26 protein-coding genes are annotated in these 21,506 nt (G+C 65.1%); 10 read left to right on the top strand and 16 right to left on the bottom strand.

Annotated elements, in window-relative coordinates; translation table 11 throughout:
• Positions 1 to 11: 11 nt before the first annotated feature.
• Both JQ633_RS03890 and JQ633_RS03885 read right to left on the bottom strand, forming a co-directional pair.
• On the bottom strand, positions 12 to 572 hold the full coding sequence (locus JQ633_RS03890; protein ID WP_211982508.1) for a PQQ-dependent catabolism-associated CXXCW motif protein: 561 nt from the start codon (positions 570 to 572) through the stop codon (positions 12 to 14).
• On the bottom strand, positions 569 to 1,447 hold the full coding sequence (locus JQ633_RS03885; protein WP_211982506.1) for a substrate-binding domain-containing protein: 879 nt from the start codon (positions 1,445 to 1,447) through the stop codon (positions 569 to 571). The genes JQ633_RS03890 and JQ633_RS03885 overlap by 4 nt, the downstream gene beginning before the upstream one ends.
• 165 nt (positions 1,448 to 1,612) lie before the next feature.
• Between JQ633_RS03885 and JQ633_RS03880 the strand changes: the two genes are divergently transcribed.
• Complete coding sequence (locus tag JQ633_RS03880; RefSeq protein WP_211982504.1) at positions 1,613 to 2,539, top strand: quinoprotein relay system zinc metallohydrolase 2; 927 nt, start codon at positions 1,613 to 1,615, stop codon at positions 2,537 to 2,539.
• A gap of 46 nt (positions 2,540 to 2,585) precedes the next feature.
• Positions 2,586 to 3,410 (top strand): quinoprotein dehydrogenase-associated SoxYZ-like carrier, encoded by an 825-nt coding sequence (locus JQ633_RS03875; RefSeq protein WP_211982503.1) that lies wholly within the window; start codon positions 2,586 to 2,588, stop codon positions 3,408 to 3,410.
• 23 nt (positions 3,411 to 3,433) lie between these two features.
• Here the strand turns inward: JQ633_RS03875 and JQ633_RS03870 are convergent, their stop codons facing one another.
• Complete coding sequence (locus tag JQ633_RS03870; protein WP_211982501.1) at positions 3,434 to 3,790, bottom strand: hypothetical protein; 357 nt, start codon at positions 3,788 to 3,790, stop codon at positions 3,434 to 3,436.
• A 134-nt stretch (positions 3,791 to 3,924) separates the two neighbouring features.
• Between JQ633_RS03870 and JQ633_RS03865 the strand changes: the two genes are divergently transcribed.
• From JQ633_RS03865 to JQ633_RS03850, 4 genes are read left to right on the top strand one after another with little or no spacing between them, the layout of a single operon-like run.
• Positions 3,925 to 4,857, top strand: a complete 933-nt coding sequence (locus JQ633_RS03865) for an ABC transporter substrate-binding protein (RefSeq protein WP_249158815.1) — start codon at positions 3,925 to 3,927, stop codon at positions 4,855 to 4,857.
• 2 nt (positions 4,858 to 4,859) lie between these two features.
• Positions 4,860 to 5,597 carry an ABC transporter permease gene (locus tag JQ633_RS03860; protein WP_211982497.1) on the top strand — a complete coding sequence of 246 codons (738 nt, stop codon included), beginning with the start codon at positions 4,860 to 4,862 and terminating at the stop codon, positions 5,595 to 5,597.
• Positions 5,587 to 6,297, top strand: coding sequence for an ABC transporter ATP-binding protein (locus JQ633_RS03855; RefSeq protein ID WP_211982495.1), 711 nt, complete (start codon positions 5,587 to 5,589; stop codon positions 6,295 to 6,297). The genes JQ633_RS03860 and JQ633_RS03855 overlap by 11 nt, the downstream gene beginning before the upstream one ends.
• Positions 6,298 to 6,343: 46 nt before the next feature.
• The gene (locus JQ633_RS03850) at positions 6,344 to 6,697 is read left to right on the top strand and encodes a hypothetical protein (protein WP_211982493.1); all 354 of its coding nucleotides are present in this window, start codon (positions 6,344 to 6,346) and stop codon (positions 6,695 to 6,697) included.
• Between the two features lie 12 nt (positions 6,698 to 6,709).
• Here JQ633_RS03850 and JQ633_RS03845 read toward each other — a convergent pair whose 3' ends face one another.
• From JQ633_RS03845 to JQ633_RS03830, 4 genes are all read right to left on the bottom strand, one after another.
• Positions 6,710 to 6,946 carry a hypothetical protein gene (locus tag JQ633_RS03845; RefSeq protein ID WP_211982491.1) on the bottom strand — a complete coding sequence of 79 codons (237 nt, stop codon included), beginning with the start codon at positions 6,944 to 6,946 and terminating at the stop codon, positions 6,710 to 6,712.
• Positions 6,947 to 7,040: 94 nt separating this feature from the next.
• Positions 7,041 to 7,901: a hypothetical protein gene (locus JQ633_RS03840; RefSeq protein WP_433995621.1), complete on the bottom strand. Its 861-nt coding sequence runs from the start codon at positions 7,899 to 7,901 to the stop codon at positions 7,041 to 7,043.
• 273 nt (positions 7,902 to 8,174) lie between these two features.
• Entirely contained in the window at positions 8,175 to 8,255 is an 81-nt protein-coding gene (gene pqqA / locus JQ633_RS03835) for a pyrroloquinoline quinone precursor peptide PqqA (RefSeq protein WP_035721241.1), read from the bottom strand.
• A gap of 342 nt (positions 8,256 to 8,597) precedes the next feature.
• The gene (locus tag JQ633_RS03830; RefSeq protein WP_211982803.1) at positions 8,598 to 8,996 is read right to left on the bottom strand and encodes a calcium-binding protein; all 399 of its coding nucleotides are present in this window, start codon (positions 8,994 to 8,996) and stop codon (positions 8,598 to 8,600) included.
• Positions 8,997 to 9,238: 242 nt separating this feature from the next.
• On the opposite strand from JQ633_RS03830, the gene JQ633_RS03825 reads away from it, so the two are divergent.
• From JQ633_RS03825 to JQ633_RS03810, 4 genes are all read left to right on the top strand, one after another.
• Positions 9,239 to 9,436 carry a hypothetical protein gene (locus JQ633_RS03825; RefSeq protein WP_349631512.1) on the top strand — a complete coding sequence of 66 codons (198 nt, stop codon included), beginning with the start codon at positions 9,239 to 9,241 and terminating at the stop codon, positions 9,434 to 9,436.
• 257 nt (positions 9,437 to 9,693) lie between these two features.
• Positions 9,694 to 11,358, top strand: a complete 1,665-nt coding sequence (locus JQ633_RS03820; protein WP_211982799.1) for a methanol/ethanol family PQQ-dependent dehydrogenase — start codon at positions 9,694 to 9,696, stop codon at positions 11,356 to 11,358.
• A 76-nt stretch (positions 11,359 to 11,434) separates the two neighbouring features.
• Positions 11,435 to 11,722 carry a c-type cytochrome gene (locus JQ633_RS03815; RefSeq protein ID WP_211982797.1) on the top strand — a complete coding sequence of 96 codons (288 nt, stop codon included), beginning with the start codon at positions 11,435 to 11,437 and terminating at the stop codon, positions 11,720 to 11,722.
• Positions 11,719 to 12,645: a substrate-binding periplasmic protein gene (locus JQ633_RS03810; protein ID WP_211982488.1), complete on the top strand. Its 927-nt coding sequence runs from the start codon at positions 11,719 to 11,721 to the stop codon at positions 12,643 to 12,645. Before JQ633_RS03815 ends, JQ633_RS03810 begins: the two co-directional genes overlap by 4 nt.
• 475 nt (positions 12,646 to 13,120) lie before the next feature.
• Here the strand turns inward: JQ633_RS03810 and JQ633_RS03805 are convergent, their stop codons facing one another.
• From JQ633_RS03805 to fliD, 9 genes are all read right to left on the bottom strand, one after another.
• Positions 13,121 to 14,029: a flagellin gene (locus JQ633_RS03805; RefSeq protein WP_211982486.1), complete on the bottom strand. Its 909-nt coding sequence runs from the start codon at positions 14,027 to 14,029 to the stop codon at positions 13,121 to 13,123.
• An 18-nt stretch (positions 14,030 to 14,047) separates the two neighbouring features.
• Positions 14,048 to 15,823, bottom strand: a complete 1,776-nt coding sequence (gene flgK / locus JQ633_RS03800) for a flagellar hook-associated protein FlgK (RefSeq protein ID WP_211982484.1) — start codon at positions 15,821 to 15,823, stop codon at positions 14,048 to 14,050.
• Positions 15,824 to 15,847: 24 nt separating this feature from the next.
• Complete coding sequence (locus tag JQ633_RS03795; protein ID WP_211982482.1) at positions 15,848 to 16,303, bottom strand: flagellar protein FlgN; 456 nt, start codon at positions 16,301 to 16,303, stop codon at positions 15,848 to 15,850.
• Positions 16,304 to 16,322: 19 nt separating this feature from the next.
• A complete protein-coding gene (locus tag JQ633_RS03790) occupies positions 16,323 to 16,577 on the bottom strand; it encodes a hypothetical protein (protein WP_211982480.1) in 255 nt (84 codons plus the stop codon).
• Positions 16,577 to 17,845, bottom strand: a complete 1,269-nt coding sequence (gene flgE, locus JQ633_RS03785; protein ID WP_211982478.1) for a flagellar hook protein FlgE — start codon at positions 17,843 to 17,845, stop codon at positions 16,577 to 16,579. The genes JQ633_RS03790 and flgE overlap by 1 nt, the downstream gene beginning before the upstream one ends.
• An 18-nt stretch (positions 17,846 to 17,863) precedes the next feature.
• The gene (locus JQ633_RS03780; RefSeq protein ID WP_211982476.1) at positions 17,864 to 18,523 is read right to left on the bottom strand and encodes a flagellar hook assembly protein FlgD; all 660 of its coding nucleotides are present in this window, start codon (positions 18,521 to 18,523) and stop codon (positions 17,864 to 17,866) included.
• A gap of 211 nt (positions 18,524 to 18,734) precedes the next feature.
• A complete protein-coding gene (locus tag JQ633_RS35515; RefSeq protein WP_349631511.1) occupies positions 18,735 to 19,121 on the bottom strand; it encodes a hypothetical protein in 387 nt (128 codons plus the stop codon).
• 198 nt (positions 19,122 to 19,319) lie between these two features.
• Positions 19,320 to 19,751: a flagellar export chaperone FliS gene (gene fliS / locus JQ633_RS03770; RefSeq protein WP_211982474.1), complete on the bottom strand. Its 432-nt coding sequence runs from the start codon at positions 19,749 to 19,751 to the stop codon at positions 19,320 to 19,322.
• Positions 19,751 to 21,454 carry a flagellar filament capping protein FliD gene (gene fliD / locus JQ633_RS03765; protein WP_211982472.1) on the bottom strand — a complete coding sequence of 568 codons (1,704 nt, stop codon included), beginning with the start codon at positions 21,452 to 21,454 and terminating at the stop codon, positions 19,751 to 19,753. Before fliD ends, fliS begins: the two co-directional genes overlap by 1 nt.
• Between the last annotated feature and the right edge of the window lie 52 nt (positions 21,455 to 21,506).

Below are 21,506 nucleotides of genomic sequence, written 5' to 3'. Positions count from 1 at the left end.
CGACGGCGGGATCAGTTCTCGCCCTCGCGCGGCTCCGGCTCCACATTCGCCAGCGGCAGTTTGGCGCGATCCCAGCCATCGGTTCCGTCCGGGTACCACGCAACGTTGCCGTAGCCATAGGACAGCACGCGCTTGGCGGCGTTCCACGACATCCAGCAATTCTCCTGGCAATAGATCACGAGCAACGCCGCGGTGTTGCCGCCGGACACCCGTACCAGTCCGTGTTTCAGGTAATCCTCGGTCGGTGCCGCGAGCTTGCCGTAGCCGGTGTCGGGCAGCCAGATGCTGCCGGGAATGTCGAGATGCGGCCGCTCACGCCACACCGTGCCCGCGGGCAGGTTCGGCTTGGGCGGACGCGGCAGCACGTCGATGAACGCGCCGGACTTGTCGCGCCAGATCGCTTCCGCTTCAGCGGTCGTCAGCACGCGCACGCCCGCCAGCGTCGCGGGCACCGGCGCGCGATAGTTCTCGGTGCGATAGTCGTCGGGCTCTGCCGGCTTGTCCTGCGCGCAAACGGGCGCCGCAGCGATCAGCATCGCGGCGGCGGCCACGGCTGCGCGCAGCCAGGTCATGGCGACTTGTTTGCGCTCTCCGGACCGATCGGCCGGTTGTTCTCGTCGAGCAGCGGAACGCCGAAATCGAGCAGGATCTTGTTGATCGCCGGCTGGTTCTCCTGGATCAGCTTATTCAGCTGGCGTTTCCAGGCCTGATCGGCCGAGCGCACGCCCATGCCGATGCGATAGACCAGCTTCGGTCCGGTGGTCTCCTTGACCAGCGGCGTGACATGCAGCGGCGGGTTGGACTTCTTCGCGTAGAAGCCCGCCATCGGGCCCCACAGGATGCCGGCGTCGATCTCGCCCTTGACGAGATCGCCGATCATCGCCTCGGCCGATGAGTCATAGCGGGTGTCGATCATCAGCGGATAGGGCTTGGCATTCCCCATCAGGCCGGCCATCGCCATGTTGGTGGCGGGCGGCGTGCCCGCGACGATACCGATATGTTTGCCCTTGAGCCGCTCGTCCTCGAGCGTGGTGACATCTTCGAGCCCGCTGCCCGGCTTGGCGACAATCGCGTAGGCCGTGCGGTAATAGGGATTGGTCGCCTGCGCGAGCTCGTCGCCTTGCGGGAATCCCATGATCACATCGCAGCGATGCGAGCCGAGCGTCATCCGCACGAAACCGGTCGCCTGCGGAAAGAACATGTAGTCGAGCCGCTTCTGCAGCTTCTCGGCCAGCAGCTCGCCGATCTTGTTCTCGAACCCCTCGCCCTTCTCGTTTGAGAACGGCAAGTTGCGTGGATCGGCGCAGATGCGCAGCACCTTGGGATCGATCAGCTCGATCGAGAGCTCGCCCTGATCATTGACCTGCGCGCGCGCTACGTCGCGGCCGGCGAGACATACGATCCCGGCAAGTGCGAACAGGATCAGCCGGCGTCCGACAAGTCTCATCACTCAAGTCTCCTCCTGATCGGACGGTGCGCCGCCATCGCTAGATTGCCCCTCACACCATGACGTGCAACAGGAATAACCCTCGCGGCAGCACCGTGTTGCTTGCTGCACTGCAAACCGAACCATCGCGCGTGCTGCGCGCGCCGATGAAACTGAGGCGGAAACATGGCTCATGGCGGTTCGATGCTGGCGCTGCTCCTGATGCTCGGAGCATCGACCATAGCGCGGGCGCAAGAGGTGGAATTGCCTGTAAGCGAAGTCGCGCCCGGAATCTTCGTGCACGGCGGGACCACCGCGCTGATGACGCGCGAGAACGAAGGCGCGATCGCCAACGTCGGATTCGTGGTCGGCGACAGTGCGGTTGCCGTCATCGATACCGGCGGCAGCGTCCGCGAAGGCCGCCAATTGCTGGCCGCCATCAAGCGCCGCACCGACAAGCCGATTCGTTACGTCATCAACACCCACGCCCATCCGGACCACAGCTTCGGCAACGCGGCGTTTGTGCACGATGGGACCAGCTTCGTCGGCCACAAGAACCTGCCGCGGGCGCTGGCCGCGCGCGGGCAGTTCTATCTCGACGGCTTCCGCCGGACGATGGGCGACGAATTGATCGACGAGGTGCGCATCATTCCGCCGACGCTGCTGGTCGAGGACACGCTGACGCTCGACCTCGGCGGACGCACGCTGGCGCTGAAGGCCTGGCCGGCGGCGCATAGCGACAACGACCTCAGCGTGTTCGACGAAAAGACCAAGACCCTGTTTGCCGGCGACCTGGTGTTCCTGAGCCATATTCCCGTGGTCGACGGCAGCCTGAAGGGCTGGCTGCGCGCACTCGACGACCTCGCTGCCATCCCCGCACAGCGCGTGGTTCCCGGTCACGGAGCCGTGAGCGAATGGCCGGCGGCGCTCGCGGACGAGCGGCGTTATCTTGAGCGGCTGGCCGCGGACGTGCGCGCGATGGTGGCGAGCGGCAAGCCGATCACGGCCGCCGCCGAGCAGGCCGGCGCCTCCGAACGGTCGCGCTGGCAGTTGTTCGACGACTACAACGCCCGCAACGCAACTGCAGCATTTTCGGAAATTGAATGGGAATAGCTGCAGCATTGTCCTATAGTGACGCCAGACATAGGGTTTTGCGCACATGCTCCGACATCGCGTCCGCCTGCTTTGCGTCGCCAGCCTCGTTTCGATCGCGCTCGGCATTCACGCCGCGCCCGCGGCGGAGGCCTATGATCCGTGGCCGGGCCTGGTCCAGGACATCTTCAGCAATCGCCCGATGAATGACGGCAACGACGTGATCGGCATCGAGATGCCGGCCCGTGCCGAGGACGCCGCAATCGTTCCAGTGACATTGCGCACGAAACTGTCGCCCGGCGATGCGCGCCGCATCGTGGCGATCACGCTGGTGATCGACCAGAACCCGGCGCCGATGGCCGCCAAGTTCACGCTCGGGCCCGACGCCAACGTCAGCGAGATTTCGACCCGCGTCCGCGTCAACAACTACACCGACGTGCATGCGGTCGCCGAACTCAGCGACGGCAAGCTCTACATGGCCAAGACCTATGTGAAGGCGTCCGGCGGCTGCTCGGCGCCGGCGGCCAAGAATGCCGAGGAAGCCAACAACCGGCTCGGCCAGATGCGCTACCGGCAATTCGCCAAGACCGATCAAGGGCCCGCGAGCGCGAGCCGCGAAGCCCAGATCATGATCGGCCATCCCAACAATTCGGGCCTGCAGATGGACCAGGTGACGCAGCTCTACGTCCCGGCCTTCTTCATCAACCAGCTGCAGCTCTGGCAGGGCGACAGCCCGGTGCTGGCGATGGAAGGCGGAATCTCGATCTCCGAGGATCCCAATATCCGCTTCACCTATGTCTCGAACGGCGCCAAGCAATTCCGGGCCGAGGCCAAGGACACCGACGGACACGTCTTCCAGCACGAATGGAAGATCGAAAATCCCGGGACCTGACCGGTCCGCGAGATTGAATCAAGCTAGAAGCAACGCACTTCGGCTTCCGCCTGCGCCCGCCTGAGGTCGTTGAGCGCGCTCGTCGCCTGCTCGGAGGTGCGGAACGGGCTGCCCATATCGCCGCGCACCTGCGACATGCTCAGCACGGTTTCGGCGGTGACGTAGCGATCATAGGGAATCAGCGAGGCGACGATGTCGATCGAGCAGGAGCACTGCTCGATCGCCTGCCGGCTCTCGCCATTGGCCTTCATGCAGCCGAACACGTATTCGGCCCGCGTCGAGGTCGGATAGTCGTTCAGCTCCTGCGCCCGCACGCCGATGCTCGTCGCGGCGAGCGCAGCAAGGGCGACAATCGGTCCTAGCATGCCAGCTCGTGCCATGGTCCTGCTTCCTCTTCTCATGTTGCAGGCTATGCTATGGATGTGAGACAGAAAAGCAAACATTCGGGAAGGTCGCTCACGAGACAATGATGGGATCAGTTCGCACGTTGTTGGCGGTGGCCATTCTGGCTGTGATGCAGGTCGGCGCCGCCTGCAACGCGGAGACCATCCGCGTTGCATCGCAGAAGACCGGGACGCTGGCCTGGGAACTGGCGGTCATCCGCTCCCACGGGCTCGACAAGAAGGCCAATCTCACGATCGACGTCGTCGAGCTCGCCAGCCCCGAGGCCGGCAAGATCGCGCTGCGCGCCGGCAATGCCGACGTGATGGTCTCGGACTGGCCGTTCGTGTCGCGCGAGCGCTCGCTCGGCGTCAAGCTGCAGTTCTATCCCTATTCCAGCGCGCTCGGCGCCGTGATGGTGCCGGCCGCCTCGCCGATCAAGACGCTTGCCGACCTGAAGGGGCGCAAGCTCGCCGTCGCCGGCGGTGCGATCGACAAGAGCTGGCTGCTGCTGCAGGCCGCCTTGAAGCAGGACGGCATCGACCTGAAGTCGCAAGCGAGCATCGTCTACGGCGCGCCGCCGCTGCTCGCGGCCAAGATGGCCGACGGCGAGATGGATGCATCGCTCAATTACTGGAATTTCTGCGCCGCGCTCGAGGCCAAGGGCTTCCGCCGCCTCGCCGGCATGGAGGACGTGCTCGAAAAGCTCGGCAGCAAGGGCCGCATCGCGATGATCGGCTACGTCTTCGACGAGGCCTGGGCCAACGCCAACAAGGACGCGCTCGCGCGCTTCATCGCCATGACGCGCGAGGCCAAGCAGATCCTCGCGACGTCGGATGCCGAATGGGACGCCATCGCGCCGCTGACCGGCGCCACTGACGCCGGCACCCTGCGCGCCTATCGCGACCGCTACCGCGAAGGCATTCCGCGCCGGCCGATCGCCGACGAGGAGGCGGATGCCCGCCTGCTCTACCGCGTGCTGGCGCAGGTCGGCGGCCGTGAGCTGGTCGGCAGCGCGACCGAGCTCGATCCCGGCACCTTCTATCAAGCGATTCCCGGAGACTAGCGGTGCTACGTCTCGTGTCATTCGCGCTGTTCATCGCGACCTGGTGGATTGCCTCGCTTTTGATCGGCGACGCCAAGCTGCCGGCGCCGCCGATCGTGCTGTCGGCGATGATCACCGAAGCCAAATCCGGCGCGCTGTTCCTCAATCTCGGCGCGACGCTGGCCCGCGTCGCGCTCGCCTTCACGCTGGCGATGGCGCTGGGGTCGGCGATCGGCTATTTGATGGGCCGCAGCGGCCTTGCCAACCGGCTCGGCGATCCCTGGCTGATCCTGCTGCTCAACCTGCCCGCGCTCGTCGTCATCGTGCTCGCCTATATCTGGGCCGGGCTGACCGAGGTCGCGGCGATCGCCGCGATCGCCATCAACAAGCTGCCGACCGCGGTGGTCACGCTGCGCGAGGGCGCGCGTGCGCTCGATCCGGCGCTCGACGAGATGGCGACGGCGTTTGCGTTTCCGCCCGGCCGCACCTTCCGCCATGTGATCCTGCCGCAGCTTGCGCCCTACATCGCCGCCGCGGCGCGCTCGGGTCTGTCGCTGGTCTGGAAGATCGTGCTGGTCGCCGAGCTGCTGGGCCGGCCGAACGGCGTCGGCTTCGAGATCGGCGTCGCCTTCCAGCTGTTCGATATCCCGCTGCTGCTGGCCTATTCGCTGAGCTTTGCGGCGGTCGTGCTCGTGATCGAAACCCTGCTGGTGCAGCCGTTTGAAACCAGGCTATCGCGGTGGCGGCTCCGTGCAGCTTGAGGTCGGGATCACGGGCAAGAGCTTTGCGAGCGCGTCCGGCAAGCGCCACGACGTGCTCGCCAACATCACCTTCACGCTGAATGCCGGCGAGGTCGGCGTGCTGTTCGGCCCCTCCGGCTGCGGCAAGAGCACGCTGCTGAAGATCCTCGCCGGGCTCGACCAGAATTATCAGGGGCACGTCGCGCGGCCCGCCAATGTCAGGCTCGGCATGGTGTTCCAGGAGCCGCGGCTGCTGCCGTGGCGCTCGGTCGAGGAGAACGTGCGGCTCGCCGCGCCTGACGTCGGCGATGCCGGGCTCGCAGCACTGTTCGAGGTGCTGGAGCTGTCGGCCCACCGCCATCACTTCCCCGGCGAGCTGTCGCTCGGCCTCGCCCGCCGCGTCGCGCTGGCCCGCGCCTTCGCCATCGAGCCCGACGTCTTGATCCTCGACGAGCCGCTGGCCTCGCTCGACAATGCGCTCGCGGGACGGCTGCGCGACCAGATCGCGACGCTGGTGGCGAGCCGCAAGATGATGACGCTGCTGGTGACGCACGATCTCGACGATGCGGTCCGGCTCGGCGACCGCCTGTTCTTCCTGTCGGCGCGGCCGGCGCGGATCCTTCATGTCGAGACCATCGCCGCACCGCGGGCGGAGAGAAACGAGCAGGAGATCACCGCGATCAAGGCGCGGCTGTCGCAGTTGGACCTTGCAAATATGTGAGACGCGGTCATCCTTGATGACAAATGAAAATACCGGAGGTTTCTCGATGTCGCGCGTGTTGATCGTCGTGGGTGCCGTGTTGCTTGCCCTGCCGGGCGCAGCGCTCGCGCAGACCAAGGGCAAAGGCATTCGGCTGTGGAATCTGACCAGCGCGACGATCACCGAATTCCAGCTGTCGCCGGCCGGCAAGAACGCGTGGGGTCCGAACCAGACGCTGAACGACAAGGACAAGGAGGTCGATCACGACGAGCGGCTACGCATCAACGGGGTCGAGCCCGGCCGCTACGACGCCAAGGTCGGCTATAGCGGCGCCAAGCAATGCTTCGTCCGCGACATCGAGATCAAGGCCGACGCCGTGTTCTCGGTCTCCGACAAGGATCTCAAGGACTGCAACAAGTAAACGAAAACGGCCCTAGCCCGCCGACTTCACCCCATCCGCGCCTGCGCGGTCGTTCGGGTGCGGATATTCGCAGCGCCATTTCACCGCGGTCCATTTCGGGTGCTCGCCGATCCATTGCGCGATGTACGGCGGCGCCGCCATCGCGCATTGCTTCGGAGACCCATTCCAGTTGAACAACAGGTGCTGCTCTTCGCAATTGGCGGGCGACAGCACCGCACATACGGTGACGACGAGATCGATCATGCGCAATCCTTCAGCATGCCCTCGAAACAGATAACACTGCGAAATACGTAATCCTGCAAGTTCGGGTTTCACAGCCCCGTGAAGCTGCGGGAACCGAGCCTTAGAAGTTGACGCCAAACACCAATCTGGCCTGGTGGCGCTCGAAATTGGCGAGGTCGAGCGCGGCATTGCTGCCGGGCCGCTGCCCCCAGGCCTGGATCCCCCAGGTCGCGGTCAGGCGCGAACGTTCGGAAAGCTGGAAATAGGCGGTCGGGCCGATGAACAGCGCCTGCCCGGCCAGCTCGTCGAGGCCGATGCCCTCATACTTCCTGAAATAGCGCGCTTCGCCGCCGAGCAAGACGTTCGGCCGCACCTTGGCCATCAGGCCGAAGGCCACGCCGATGGTGGCGTCCTGCTCCGACATGCCGGTCCGCGGCAGGCGGGTCCATTCCGGCTCATAGCTTACGTTCAGCGCGGCGAGCACGGTGTCCGGGACAATTTCGCGGTCGAACGCCAGCGTCACCTCGGTGCCGTAGCCGCGGATCGCTGCCGCGGTCGTCTCGTCGACGCGATCGGCGCGCGTCTCCAGCGCCAGCGTCATGCCGAACGGCGCCGCCTCGCGATCGAGAAAGCGGTAGCGGAAATCGACCGACACGCCCTGCCACGACAATTGGCGACGGTCTTCGAACCCCGGAACGCCCTTGATGTCATAGGCCATGAACGAAGCGGCCAGCTCGACGCGAACGTTCGGCACCGGCACGAACTCCGCCTCCAGCTCCTGGTTCAACGTGCCGTAGCGGCCGCCATCCTTGGCGAAGCGCCCGGTGGTCTGGCTCTGGAATTCGCGCTCGCCGGCGGTGCCGACATCGGAGCCGATCATGAAGCCGAAGATGTGCTCGGTGTCGAAGCCCTCGGCCCGCGCGGCCAACGGCAGCGCCGCGACGCCAAGCGCGACGCAGACCATTCGCGCCCGACGCGGCATGTTGATTCCAGGATTCATCGTCCCGACGAGGTCAGCCCACTGCTTCAAGCCGCCACCCTAGGACAAACCGTCGCCGTCGCCAAATCCGACGGCTATCGCGTGATGCAATTTGGTCCGCGTGTGGCCGACCTGTGGGCAAGACAAAGCCGCCAACGTTGGCCGATGGCGGCGCGGATGATCGAGGGAAAAGTTTCGAGTGGCGGCAGATGCCGCGCAAGACGCCTGCCACGGTCCATGCAGCAAGCTGCACGGACCGGGCAGGACGCCTTCAGGTCACTTGCGCGCGGCGCAGGCGTACATGTTGATTTCCATGCCCACCGGCACTTCGACGATCTTCGGGGTCTTCCAGGTCATTTCCGTGCTCCCAAGTAGCTGAAGGTAGCTGGCGCAAAGTTCGCGCCGCGCCGAAAGCTATGACCGCACCCCGGACAGCGCAAGCAAGGCAGTGGCGGGCCGACTTCGCTGCTGGACATGCCGGAACGACCACGGGCTTGCCGGCGCCTACGGGGATTCGATGCAGTTGGGAAAGGCCGACATTGTTCCGTCAGGCATTTTCCAGCTTCCGCAGCGCAACGCACTGATAACAAGACCAGATTGCCGCGCTCCGGTCTTGCCTAGGAGGGAAATCAGAATTTTTTTCTTATCTACCGGATCAAGGCCGGAATTCTACCTTCCGGGTAAAACCGCCTCGCCGGCCTATTTGAGGAGGCGCAGCAAGGCCCGGCCGGCTGGCGACCTCAATTCCTTCGCATCCAGCGTTCCGTCGTTGTCGGGATCGGCCGCCTTGAAACGCTGCTCGACGATGGCGAGGTACTCGTCGAGCGTCAGCGTGCCGTCGCGGTCGGGATCGGCCGCAGCGAGCTCCTTCGCGGTCAACCGCCCGCGCAATTCGCGTGCATCGAGCGTGCCGTCACGATCGGGATCGAGCTTCGCGAACACCGCCGCGGCGGCCTTCTTGGCTTCGGCAAGGTCGACCGTGCCGTCATTGTCGGGATCGAGCATCTTCAGCACGCTCTTGCCGCCGGACGCGGCGACGGCGGGACCGGACAGAACCGCCACCATCAGGGTCAAGGCAAGCGATCGGCGCGAGATCATCATTCGTCTCTCCTCAGGTGCGGCCGCGACGAGCATGCGGAGCATGGTCCATCAATTCCGGCCGACCATAACAGTTTCAGCAAGACCTCGTACAGATCGTGCAGCCCTGCTGCCCTGTCGGGATTCGGGTGGAAAGTAATGCGTGGCGCGGCCAACTCTCGGCTTGGTCGACTGCATCGCACCATGAACGAGCGAGGCCTCTCATGCACTGCATTTCCAGGATCGGTTTGGGCTGCTTGCTCGTGCTGTCGCTGCTCGCGCCGGCAGCGGCCCAGAGCAAAGCCCCTGCGCCATCGGCCGGCGCGGCCACGCTCACCGGCAAGGAGCGGCTCGGCCGCAAATGGACCGACGAGCAACGCATCGATGATTGCAACGTGCCCGTGGATAAGCGCGGCGCAAAGGCGCGGCCGACCGCCTGTCCACACGCGCCGTCGAGTTAACCGGTTGGTTCAAGTCGCGGGACTCGCGCTGCACCACACCAACGCACTTGCGTCGTAGCGTGTAAACGCAACCGCGCGATCGCCCGCGTTGGCATGCCAACGCCAATTCGTGCAAGGTCTGATGAAAAATCCAGCACCCGGCGCGCAAGTCCACGCGCGTCCACGTTTTCGTATTGACGCGTTTTGGTTTCGGGCCGATGGTTGCATCTGCAACGTCAGCAATAGACGTGCAGACAAAGGTCCATTGGGAGGAGATGATGAAACGCATTGCGCTGGCCGCAAGCCTCGTAATCCTTGCATCGTATGGTGCAAGCGCTCAGACCAACGATCAGTTGGTCAAGGGGGCGACCGATACTTCAAACGTTCTCAACTACGGCATGGGCTACAATCTTCAGCGCTTCTCGACGCTGAACCAGATCAACAAGGACACCATCAAGAACCTGGTGCCGGTCTGGAATTACAGCCTGAACGACGACCGCAGCGAGGAATCGCAGCCGCTCGTGTATCAGGGCGTCATCTACGTCACCACGCACAACGCCACGATGGCGATCGACGCCAAGACCGGCAAGCAGCTCTGGAAGAGCAAGGTCGAATATCCCGCCGAGACGCCGCGCATCGTCTGTTGCGGCATCATCAATCGCGGCGCTGCGCTGTATGACGGCAAGGTGTTCCGCACCACGCTCGACGCCAACGTGATCGCGCTCGATGCCAAGACCGGCAAGGAGCTGTGGCGCCAGAAGGCTGCGGACATCAAGGAAGGCTATTCGATGACGGTCGCCCCGCTGGTCGCGGACGGCGTCGTCATCACCGGCATCTCCGGCGCCGAGTTCGGCACCCGCGGCTTCATCGACGGCTGGGATCCGGCCACTGGCAAGAAGCTCTGGCGCACCTACTCGATCCCGACGCCGGACGAGCCCGGCGGCGACACCTGGAAGGGCGACACCTGGAAGCTGGGTGGCGGCTCGACCTGGATCACCGGCTCCTACGATGCGGAGCTGAACACGGTGTATTGGGGCATCGGCAATCCCGGACCGTTCAACTCCGCGGTGCGGCCCGGTGACAACCTCTACACCTGCTCGGTGCTCGCGCTCGATCCGAAGACCGGCAAGATCAAGTGGCACTACCAGTTCTCGCCGAACAATCCGTTCGACTATGACTCGGTCGCCGAGATGGTGCTTGCCGACATGAACATCGAGGGCAAGCCGACCAAGGTGCTGATGGACGCCAACCGCAACGGCTTCTTCTATGTGCTCGACCGCACCAACGGAAAGCTGCTCGCGGCCAATCCCTATGTGAAGGTCAATTGGGCCACCGGCATCGACATGAAGACCGGCCGGCCGATCGAGACCGACGTCAGCAAGGATGCCCGCGACGGCAAGAAGGTCGTGGTCTATCCGTCAATCCTCGGCGGCAAGAACTGGCAGCCGATGGCGTACAATCCGCAGACCAATCTCGCCTATGCCAACACGCTCTCCTTCGGCGGGCGCTACAAGACCGAGCCCGCGACCTACAAGCAGGGCGAATGGTACCTCGGCATGGACCTGACCGACCTCTGGGAATGGGGTGATGGTCCGCGCGGTCATCTCAAGGCGATCGATCCGATGACCGGCAAGGCGAAGTGGGAATCGGCCGTCGACATTCCGCGTTTCTCCGGCGTGCTGTCGACCGCGGGCGGCGTCGTCTTCACCGGTGCGCTGACCGGCGAGTTCGAGGCCTTCGACGCCGACACCGGCAAGAAGCTCTGGCAGTTCCAGACCGGCTCCGGCATCGAGGGTCAGCCGGTGACCTGGCAACAGGACGGCGTGCAATATGTTGCCGTCACCTCGGGCTATGGCGGCGTGTATTCGCTGTTCTCCGGCGACGAGCGGCTAGCCAAGGTGCCGCCCGGCGGCTCGCTGTGGGTCTTCGCGGTGAAGAACTGAGCGCGGAGCCGACGTGACTGAAAGAGCAACTCTGTTGACGGCGGCGATCTTCGCCGCCGTCGCGGCGGCCTTGATCATGCAGATCCCGGCCGCCGCACAGCAATCAGGCGCGAATGACCTGCAAGGCCAGGTCGATCCAGGCAAGGTGACCTACGCCAGGAACTGCTCGCATTGCCATGGGCCCAACATGGTCAACTCCGGCACCATCACGCCGGACCTGCGGACATTCCCCGACGACAGGACGCGCTTCGTCACCACCGTCAAGCAAGGCAAGAACGGCAAGATGCCGCCGTGGGCCGATATCCTGAACGAGCAGGAGATCGCCGACGTCTGGGCATTCGTGGCGAGCCGGAGGAATCCATGAGAGGCTTCGTTGCCGGTACCATCGCAACGGTCCTGCTCGCGATGGCCCCAGTGGCGCGGGCCGCCGACGAACCGCTCAAGGTCTGCCTCGACGAGGACCTGCCGCCGCTGTCGGCGCACCATCGCGGCAAGCCCGACTCCGGCTTCGACGTGGTGCTGGCGCAGCTGATCGCCGAGCGGCTGGGCCGTCCGCTCAAGATCCAGTGGTTCGAGAGCAAGCTCGACGAGGATTCAAGCCCGCAGCTCGAGGCCAATGCGCTGTTGTCGGACGGCCGCTGCTCGCTGGTCGGCGGCTATGCCCTGACCAAAGACTCGCTGGTCGTGCCGGGCGTCAAGACCGCGAAGCTGCCGGACTTCGAGGGCGCCACGCGCGACGACCGCCGCCGGCGGATTCCGCTCGGCGTGCTGGTGCCGAGCCAGCCCTATATCTATTCGCCGATGACCATCGTGCTCGGCCCCAAGGCGAAGGATCGCAAGATCACCGATATCGGTGACGTCGCCGGGCTTCGCATCGCGATCGAAAGCGGCACGCTGGGCGATGCCATCCTGATGACCTTCGACAAGGGAAAGCTGATCGACGACATCACCCATCTGGTACCCGGCCGCAGCGATCTGCTCGGCGAGCTCGAGGGCGACAAATTCGACGTGACGCTGCTCGACCTGCGCCGGTTCGACGCCTACCGCGCCAACCACCCCGACACCAGGATCTCGGCGTCCGGCTACTACTATCCGATCGGCGCCAATCGCGGCTACGTCGCGCTCGACAGCGACAAGGCGCTGCTGGAGGCCGTCAACAAGGTGCTCTCGGAGCTGCAAGGCGCAGGCAAGATCGCCGAGCTCGGCCAGGCCGCCGGCCTCACCTACCTCGCCCCGCGCGAGCCGATCATTCTCGGCGACGTCTGGCTGAAGATCTTGAACCGGTAGGAGCACGATCGGGGCCAGCGCACCATTGGTTCCGTCATCCTGAGAACTTGTGAATCTTTGCGCCGACGGGACTAAGAACGGGATGCGCGCGAACCACCCACGGTGTCGTCCCGGCGAAAGCCGGGACCCATAACCACCGAATTTGATTGTTGCACATCGCTGGAGCCACAGCTCGTTTCAACAACCCGACCCTGTGGTTATGGGTCCCGGCTTTCGCCGGGACGACGCGTGGGGAGATGATTCCAAGATCGATAGTCCGTAGGGTGAGCAAGGCGCAGCGTGCCCACCATCACGAGCACGCCGCAGATGGTGGGCACGGCGCTTCGCGCCTTTGCCCACCCTACGCGGCTAAGTCCCGTCATCCTGAGGAGCCGCGAAGCGGCGTCTCGAAGGATCGACGGCCCGGCTGGTGGCCGTGCATCCTTCGAGACGCGCGCAAGAGCGCGCTCCTCAGGATGACGGGACTTATGCCCGGCTACCGCAGATAGCTCGCGAGGTTCATGCTCTGGATCTTGGAGATCGCCGAATACGACGCCGTCAGCTGCGCCTGATAGGTCGCCAGCTGTGCGGTAACGGCAGCGACGTCGACGCTGGTGAGGTCGGTGGACAGCGTCTGGGCGAAATTCTGGTAGTCGCTCTGGCTGGCGCTCGCCGATTCGATCTGGGCTGCTGCGGTCGAGAGTTTCGCCTGCACGGTGGACGTCGCATCGAGCGCGCTGCCGGCGAGATCGAGCGCCTGCGAGACGTCGCTCGACGACAGCGCGGTCGAGTTGCCGACGAATTTCAGCACCCGCATGACCTGTTCGAACGCCGAATTGTCGGCCGTGACGCCGTAGGAAATCGACTGGTTGTCCGAGACGCGGACCGAGGCGATCTCGCTGTCGCCCTTGTAGTAGCTGGTATCGGCCGCCGTCAGCGAGCCGGTGCCGGTCCCGAAGCTGGTCAGATCGACCGGCGCGGTGTCGGTGCTGGCGCCGCTGAACACGTATTCGCCGTTATACTGCGTGTCGAGCAAGCCCTGCATCTGCGACAGCGCCTGCTGGGCGTAATTGACCACCGACGCAGTCGCCGTGCTGCTGCCGGTGGTGGCGGCGCTGAGCTGGGTCCGCAGCTGCGTAATGATGTCGGTCATGGTGCCGACCGCCGAATACATCACCTGCACCTTGTTGTCGGCGAGCTTGGCGGCGTCGATGTAGGATTGCGAGCGCGTCACCGAGACCTGCAGATTGATGACGCGCCCGGCATCGGAGCCATAGCCGCCGAAATCCTCCGACTTCAAGCCGGAGGATTCCTGCACCTGCTCATTGGCCATCACCGACTGCACCCGCAGCGCGCTGGTGATCATCTGCTCCGACTGCGCAAAGGTGGCGATGCGCATCATCATGGCGACCTCACCTCACACTCAGCTCGCCTGCATCGCGGTCATCAGCGACGTGAACATGCTGTTGATGACCTGGATCAATTGGGACGCGGCGGCATATTTGTTCTGGAGCGTGCTCAGATTGGCGGTTTCCTCGTCGATATTGACCCCGGACTGCGACGACAGCGAGTTGGCGTAGGTCGACTGCGCGGTCTGCTTGGCGGCGAAGGTGGCCGAGGCCTGGGTCGCCTTGCCGGCGACATTGGCGACGATCGCGGCCGCATAGTCGGTGAACGAGCTGGTGGTAGCGCCGAGCCCGCCGGCCATTGCGAAATCGGTCGATCCCGTCAGGGTGCCGAGCAGCGCGTTGACGACGGTCGCCGACCCCGGCGACAGCACCTGGCTTCCGGCCGTGAGCGCGGACGAGGCGTCGAGCGTCGCGGTCGGCAGCGCCGCCGTGCCGGTGAGAATGTCGCTGCGAACCGCGATGTCCGACGCGCCGGTGCCGGTCACGAGATCGTTGAGGCCGAAATAGTCCGAAAGGCCCTCGCCGGCACTGCCGACCGAGCTGCTCATCTCATTGATCGCGACGCCATTGCCCGATCCGGTCGCGGAGATGGCGAGGTGTCCGTTCGCGTCGACCGACGCCGACAGGCCGGAGATGCCGTTGATCGCGGTGACGAGATCGCCCACCGTCGCATAGGACGACAGGTCGAGGTCCTTGTAGGACACGAGATTGCCGCTCTTGTCCGCCACCGCGATGCGCACCGTGCCGGTCGCCGACAACGGCGTCGTGCTGGTCACGCTGGCGGTTCCGGTCAGGCTGGCCGGCGGCGGCACCGAGGTGCCCTGGTTCGAGACCGCGTTGACGGCGGCCGTGAACTGCGTCGCAAGCTGGTCGAGCTGCGACTGCGCCGCCGGCAGGGTCTGGTCGCGCAGCGTGATCAGGGCGCCGACCTTGCCGGAGGAGATCTGCGAGGTGATGTCGACCCCGTTCACGGTGATGCCGCTGAAGCCGCTGGAGGACGAGCCCGCGACATAGGTGGTCGACGCGGTGACGTTGGCGGCCGCCGTGTAGCTCAGCGAATGCGCGGTGCTGTCGACCAGCGCCTGCCCGGAGCCGGTGTAGACCTGGATGTCGCCGTTCGACGCGGTGAAGTAGCTCACATTCATCATCGACGAGAGGTCCTGCAGCGCGCTGTTGCGCTGGTCCTCGAGGTCGGCGGTCGATTGCCCGGCGGCGGCCTCCTGCTTGATCTGCTTGTTCAGGTCCGAGATCTGCTGCAAGTCCGAATTGATGTCGCTGACCGAGGAAGCAATGTCCTGGTCGGCATTGCCGCGCAGCGTCTGGATGCCGCTCGAGGTCTGCTGCAACTGGCTGGTGACGGCATCGAGGGCGCTGATCGCATTCGCCTGCAGCGACACGCTGCTCGGCGTGCTGGCCAGCGATGACAGCGCGGTCTGGAAGGCGGCGATGGTGTTGGCGAGCGACGTGCCCGTCGTCGACGAACTGGCGCTGGCGGTGCTGCCGTAGAGCTGCGCCAGCTGGGTCAGATAGCTGTTGGTGGTGTCGGCGGCGCCGAGATCGGAAGTGGCTGCGACCAGCGACTTCAGCAGCAGCTTGTCGACGGTCGAGGTGATCCCCGTGACCGTGACGCCGGTGCCGACGCCGCCCGTGACGCTGCTGGCCTGGTTGGCGGTCTTCTGCGTATAGCCCTTGGTGTCGGCGTTGGAGATGTTCGCCGAGGCAACGCTGATCTGGACACTCGTGGCCGAGAGCCCGCTGAATGCGATGCCTTGCGCGACACTGAGCGACACGGCTGCCTCCCTCTGCCGACCTGATCAGGCCCGGACGTTGGTGCCGCAGGATGCCGCCGAGGTGACGCGGCGGCCCGCCGCGCCATACGGCGATACGTTCGCAATCTGCTCGCGGATCGCATACATGATCGCCTCGATGCGGCGGTTGCTGGCCTCGATCGCGGCGCGCAGCCGCAGCACGTTCTCGTCCATCGCGCCGCGCAGCCGCAGGATCCGCTCCATCAACTGCTCGCGCAGCACGCGATCCTGGACCTGGAGATTTGCGGTCCTGCCGACCGCCTCGGCCACGCACTGCTCGAACAGGGTGGCGAGCTGGTTCTTCTCGTCGACCTGCTTCAGGCGCGAGGCCGGCAAGCCCTTGGCGAGCTCGACGTTCTCCTCGTTGACGATCACTATCAGGCTGTCGATCAGCGTGATCAGCGATCGGGCACGCTCGTCGCTGCCCGCCGGATTGGTCTTGATGGTGGCTGCCGGTGTCATGCTATCGCTCCCGTTCGTGCTAGTGTCCGCGACGCAGGGCGCGGATCGATTGTGCCCCGCGCCCGTAGGCGGAGATCGCCGTCGCCCGGACCGTCGCCCGGTTGATTTCCGCATCGAGCCGGGCGCATTCGCGCAACAGCTCGCCGCGCAGTGTCGTGATGTCGTCGAGCAGCGCGGTGAGCTGCGCCCGATCGTTGGCCTTGACGCTGCCGGCCCGCGCCGTCAGGCGCCGCAGCTTCCGCAGCAAGGCATCGTCGCCGCTTGCGTTTGCCATCACCGCGACACCGCCGAGATCAGGGTGTCGAACATCTTGTCGACGGTGGTGATCACCTGCGAAGCCGCCGAATAGGCCTGCTGCGCCGAGATCATGTTGGAGAACTGGCCGCTGGTGTCGGTCGTGCTCGATTCCAGCTCGCTGCCGTAGACCGTGCCCGCGCCGTTGGTGCCCGAGGTCTGCAGCGTGGCGTTGCCGGAGGCGGCGGTCGAGGCGTACATGCCGTCGCTACCCGCGTTCAGGCCATTCGGATCACTGAAGGTCGCCACCGCGATCTTGTAGATCGCGATCGTCTGGCCGTTGGAATAGGTGGCGTCCACCACGCCGCCCTTTCCGACCGAGATGCTGCTCAACTTGCCGAACGCAAGTCCGTCCGAGTTGATGCCGGTGAGGTCGACCGATGGCGTCGTCTCGCCCGAAGAAAACTGCGTCAGGCCGTCGGTCTTGCCGACCGTGCCGAGGTTGAGCGCGATGCTGCTGTTGGCCGCGCCGTCGGTCCACGCCGACACCGAGACGGTCGGCGGGCTCGGCGTCATCGAGGCGAGCGAACCGTCCGGGTTGAAGGTGATCGCGACCGAGCCGCTGGTCGTGCCGGTCGTCTTGGTCGAGTCGGAGGCGAGTGTCGGATTGCCGAAGCTCGCGGTCCAGCTGTTGGCGGCGGTCTTTTGCCAGGTGATCTGGATCGAGTTCGCGGTTCCCAGCGAGTCGTAGACCGTCATCGACGAGGTGAATTTGTCGTTCACCGCCGCATCCGACGGCAGGTTCGCTGCCACCGTCGTCTCGGTGGTGGCGCTGCCGCTGGTCGCAGCCACCTGGGTGTTGATCGGCCCGAGGCTCGCCGCCGAGGCATTGCCGACGACGTTGCCGTCCGCATCGGTGCGCCAGCCTTCGAGATAGTAGCCGTTGTTGACGAGATAGCCCTGGTTGTCGGTCGTGAACGCGCCGTTACGGGTGTAGAAGGTCGATCCACCGGACTTGGCATCGGTCGCGACGAAGAAGCCCGCGCCCTGGATTGCGACGTCGGTCGAGTTGGTGGTTGCCGCAAGCAAACCCTGCTGGGTGATGTTGGCACGGCCCGAAACCGTGACGCCGCCCGACGTATAGGAGGTGAGGCTGCTCGACGCCGTCACCAGGTCCTCGAACATCGCCGACGTGGTCTTGTAGCCCGTGGTGTCGGCGTTCGAGATGTTGTCGGAAATCATTGCCAGCGACTGGCTCTGCGCATTGAGCGCGGAGATCGCCGAGGAAAGAGCACCAGTGAGACTCATGATAAACTCCGGAAGCGATCAGGACGTGACGCCGATGATGTTGGCGGCGCTGACGGGGACGCCGTTCACGAGCAGCGAGGGCGTCGAGCCGGAGGCATCGATCCCGGTCACCGTTCCCGTGATCGTGGTGTAGTTGAGCAGCGAGTTTCCTGCGGCGTCGGTCGCGGTCACCTGGATGGTGTACTGGCCGCCGTCCTTGAGCTGGGTGCCGTCCGAGGCCTGGCCGTTCCAGGTGAAGCTGTTCGAGCCGGCGGTGCCGGTCCCCTTGCCGCTCCACACCGTGTTGCCGGAGGAGTCCTGGATCGTGATCGCGACGTTGGATGCAGCCGAGCTCAGCGAGTAGCCGAAGGTCGCCGAGCCGTTGTTCAGCTCCGCCGTGTCGGTCTTCGCCTCGACGGTGTGGCCGATGTAGTTGACCGAGTTGAGCGTGACGAGGCTCGAGAACGAGCTCGCCAGCGAGGTCATGCTGGCGTTGGTCGACTGCTGCTCGGTGAAGTTGGCGTAGGACGTAAGCTGGTTGATGAAGTCGGTGGTGCTGGTCGCGTTCAGCGGATCCTGGTTCTGCAGCTCGCTGACCAACAGATTGAGGAAATCGGTCGAGCTCATTCCCATCGACGCGCTCGACGACGAGCTCGAGGCGGCGGAGGCGGCAGCCGATGTGGCCGAGGAAACGGTCATGACAAGGCTCTCTTCGCCGCGCCTGTGCGCAGCGGAACGCGTTGAACATTCGTGGTCGTGAAGGTCGTTCGCAGATGAAACGGATGACGCGCCGAATTCAGGCGCGGATTCATGCGCGCGGAATCACTTGATCAGTCGGCAGAATTTGCCGCGCCGTGGCGTGCGCAGACGTCGCCCGCGCGAGAAGCAAAAGGTGGAGACGTGCCGGTGGCTAGAGCGGCAGGCTGAGGGGCAGGTCCAGCGTCAATGCCGGCGCCAGCGCGGACCACAGGCAGAACGCGAGCAGCAGCACCGGCAGGGCCTTGCCCGGCTGCGCCGGCTCATCAGGGCGCTCTGCATCGTCCGGCTTGTCCGCGGACGCGGCCGGTTCGCTCGGCAGTTTCGCAGCCGCGGTGACGATGCGGTCGACAAGGCCGGCGGGCGCGCGCACCGGCGGCGCTGCGAGCGCCTTGCGCAGCGCACTGGCCTCTTCATAAAGCGCCCGCGCCTCGGCCGAGGATGCGAGCAGCTGCATCGCCGCCAGACGCTGATCATCGGGCCAGCGGGACAGGTCCTCCCCCAGCCGGTCGATCAGATCCTCGAATGTCGCAACGTCCATCGCGCGTGCAGATCCAGCCTCGTCGCCAAGGCTGTCATAAAGCATTCGCGGGACGGCGGAAATCAATTTCCGCCGCTACGGCCTCAGGTCCGGCAAGACGCCCCGCCGGACCGTCATTTGCCCACAAGACGGTGGCGCGATGCCCTGCCCGTCTTCAGCCGGCCATCGTTGCCGGCCGATTCGCAGCCCGCACGCGACTCAGCGGGCCGCGACTGATTCGGCCACCCTGGCCTTCGCGGCCTTGCCGGCGGTCGCTTCGACGAACTTCCAGGCGTCGCGCAGTTCCGTCAGGCTGGCGATGATGCGCCGAAAGCTCTCCTTCGCATGCGGCCGACCATAGGAGCGCAGGCACGCCATGATCAGCGCGTTGTAGGTCCGGTACAGCCGGTCGGCCATCGCACCGCCGCGCGCAAAATCGAGGTTGTGGCTGAGCCCGCGCAGGATCGCGGTCGCCCGCGTCAGGTAGCCATGGCCTTCCTCGAAGCGCTTGGCCTCGTGGGCCTCCTGCGCCTTCTGCAGCAGCGTGATCGCGCCGTCGCATAGCATCACCACCGCCTTCAGCGGCGGTACCGCCACGGCGGCGGATCGATAGGCATTGTTGGCGAGATAGGCCGTCGCGTTCTGTGTCATTAGTTACCCGATGATGCGTCCAGGAGGGCTTTCAGGTAGCCCAGCGTGTTGTTGGCGCTTTCGATGGCTGCCTGGTAGTTGGCGTATTGAACCTGCAGCTGCGCCTTGAAGGTCGCGGCATTGCTCTGGACGTCGTTGACCTGCCCCTGCAGATCGGTGTCGCGCGACTGCAGATTGCCGATCAGCGTCTGCAGCTGACCGCTGGTTCCGGCGCTGGTGTTGGCGATCTGGTAGAGCTGGCTGGCGAGGCCCGACGTCGACGTCACGGTGATCGATTGCGAGGTCGTGCCCGTGTAGCTGAAGGCCATGCCGGCATAGATCGTGCCGGCATTGCCGATCAGCGTGTTGCCGACCACCGAAAAGCCGGAACTGTCACCGTTGATCGAGGCGCCGGTCAGCGTGCCCGTGGAATCGACCGTGACGTCGAGGGTAAACGATTGCGGCGACGTGCCGGTGTTGATGACGCTGAGCTGGCTCGACGACGTCGTCGTCTGCGCCGACAGCAGCTTGGTGACGCCGGCAAGATTCTGCGTCAGCACGGTCGACAGCGTTCCGGTGTCGAGCTGCAGCTCGTTGTTCTCGTTGAAGGACAGGCCGAGATCGGCCATCGTCATGTTGCCGACCGAGCCGCTGAGCACCTGCTGCAGCTGGGTCATGATATCGCGCATCGTGCTGTCGCCGAACAGCACCGCGCTCGACGACGCGCTGCCGTCGGAGTTCTGCGCCGACTGCGCGATCACCTGGTCGCGGAAGGCGTTGTAGTTGGTGACGAAGGTCTGCAGCGCGGTGGCGATCTGGGTGGTGTCGGTGTCGATGCTGACGTTCAGCGTCGTGCCGGCCGGCGTCGGCTGCAGCAGATCGAACGTGACGCCGGTCAGCACGTCGGAGATGTCGTTGGTGTTGCGGGTCAGCGCGATGCCGTCGAGGGTGAACTCCGCGGCTTGCGACTTCTGCAGCACGTCGGTGAATGCACCCGACGTGCCGGTGACGCCGAGCTTGCTCAGGATGTCGTCGCCCGAGGTCGACGAATAAGTGATGTCGGCCGCATCCTGCGTCCCGGTCAGCACCATTTCGTACGATCCGCTCGAGACCTGGACGATCGACGCCTGCACATTGGTGGTCGAGGTCTGCGCGTTGATAGCATCGACGACGTCCTGCATCGACATGCCGCTGCTGATCGTGATGTCGGCGTTGCTGCCGCCGGCAAGGCCCAGCGAGAAGGTCCCGGAATAGCCGAGCTCGGCCGTGGCGCTCGACTGCGCGGTGCCGATCACCTTCTGCGCGGCCGCGAGCTGGGTGATCTGCAGCGTATGGTCGCCGGTCGCCGAGCCGCTGTTGACGCTCATGTTGAGCGCCGAGGACGCGCTGACGTCGCCGGTCGATGAGATCGTCGCCGATCGCGTCGCAAACGCGTTGGTGGCGAGCGAATTGATGATCGATGAGCTGAGCGAGGTCAGTCCGCTCGCCAGCGTCGAAAGCTCGGTCTGTAATGTCTGATAGGCCGAGATCTTGGCCTGGTTGGCGGTGATCGTCGTGGTGATCGAGGTCGCCTGCGCCAGCTTGGCGTTGACCTCGGCCTCGATCAGCGCATCCCAGTCGATGCTGGTTGAGTTGGTGGTGCCTGTCGTCGTCACCGTGCTGGCGGAGCCCGGCGACGAGCTCGTGGTGCCTGATGTGCCTGAGGTCGCGCTGCTTACCGTCATGTCGACACGTCCGCTGCAATGGGAATCGGGCCGGCGCGCGGCCGGCCCGATC

The sequence above is a fragment of the Bradyrhizobium tropiciagri genome (genome assembly GCF_018130505.1).
Classification (GTDB): Bacteria; Pseudomonadota; Alphaproteobacteria; order Rhizobiales; family Xanthobacteraceae; genus Bradyrhizobium; species Bradyrhizobium tropiciagri_B.
The sequence above is the reverse complement of the archived record's forward strand: the minus strand, read 5'-3'. Positions and strand labels throughout refer to the sequence as shown.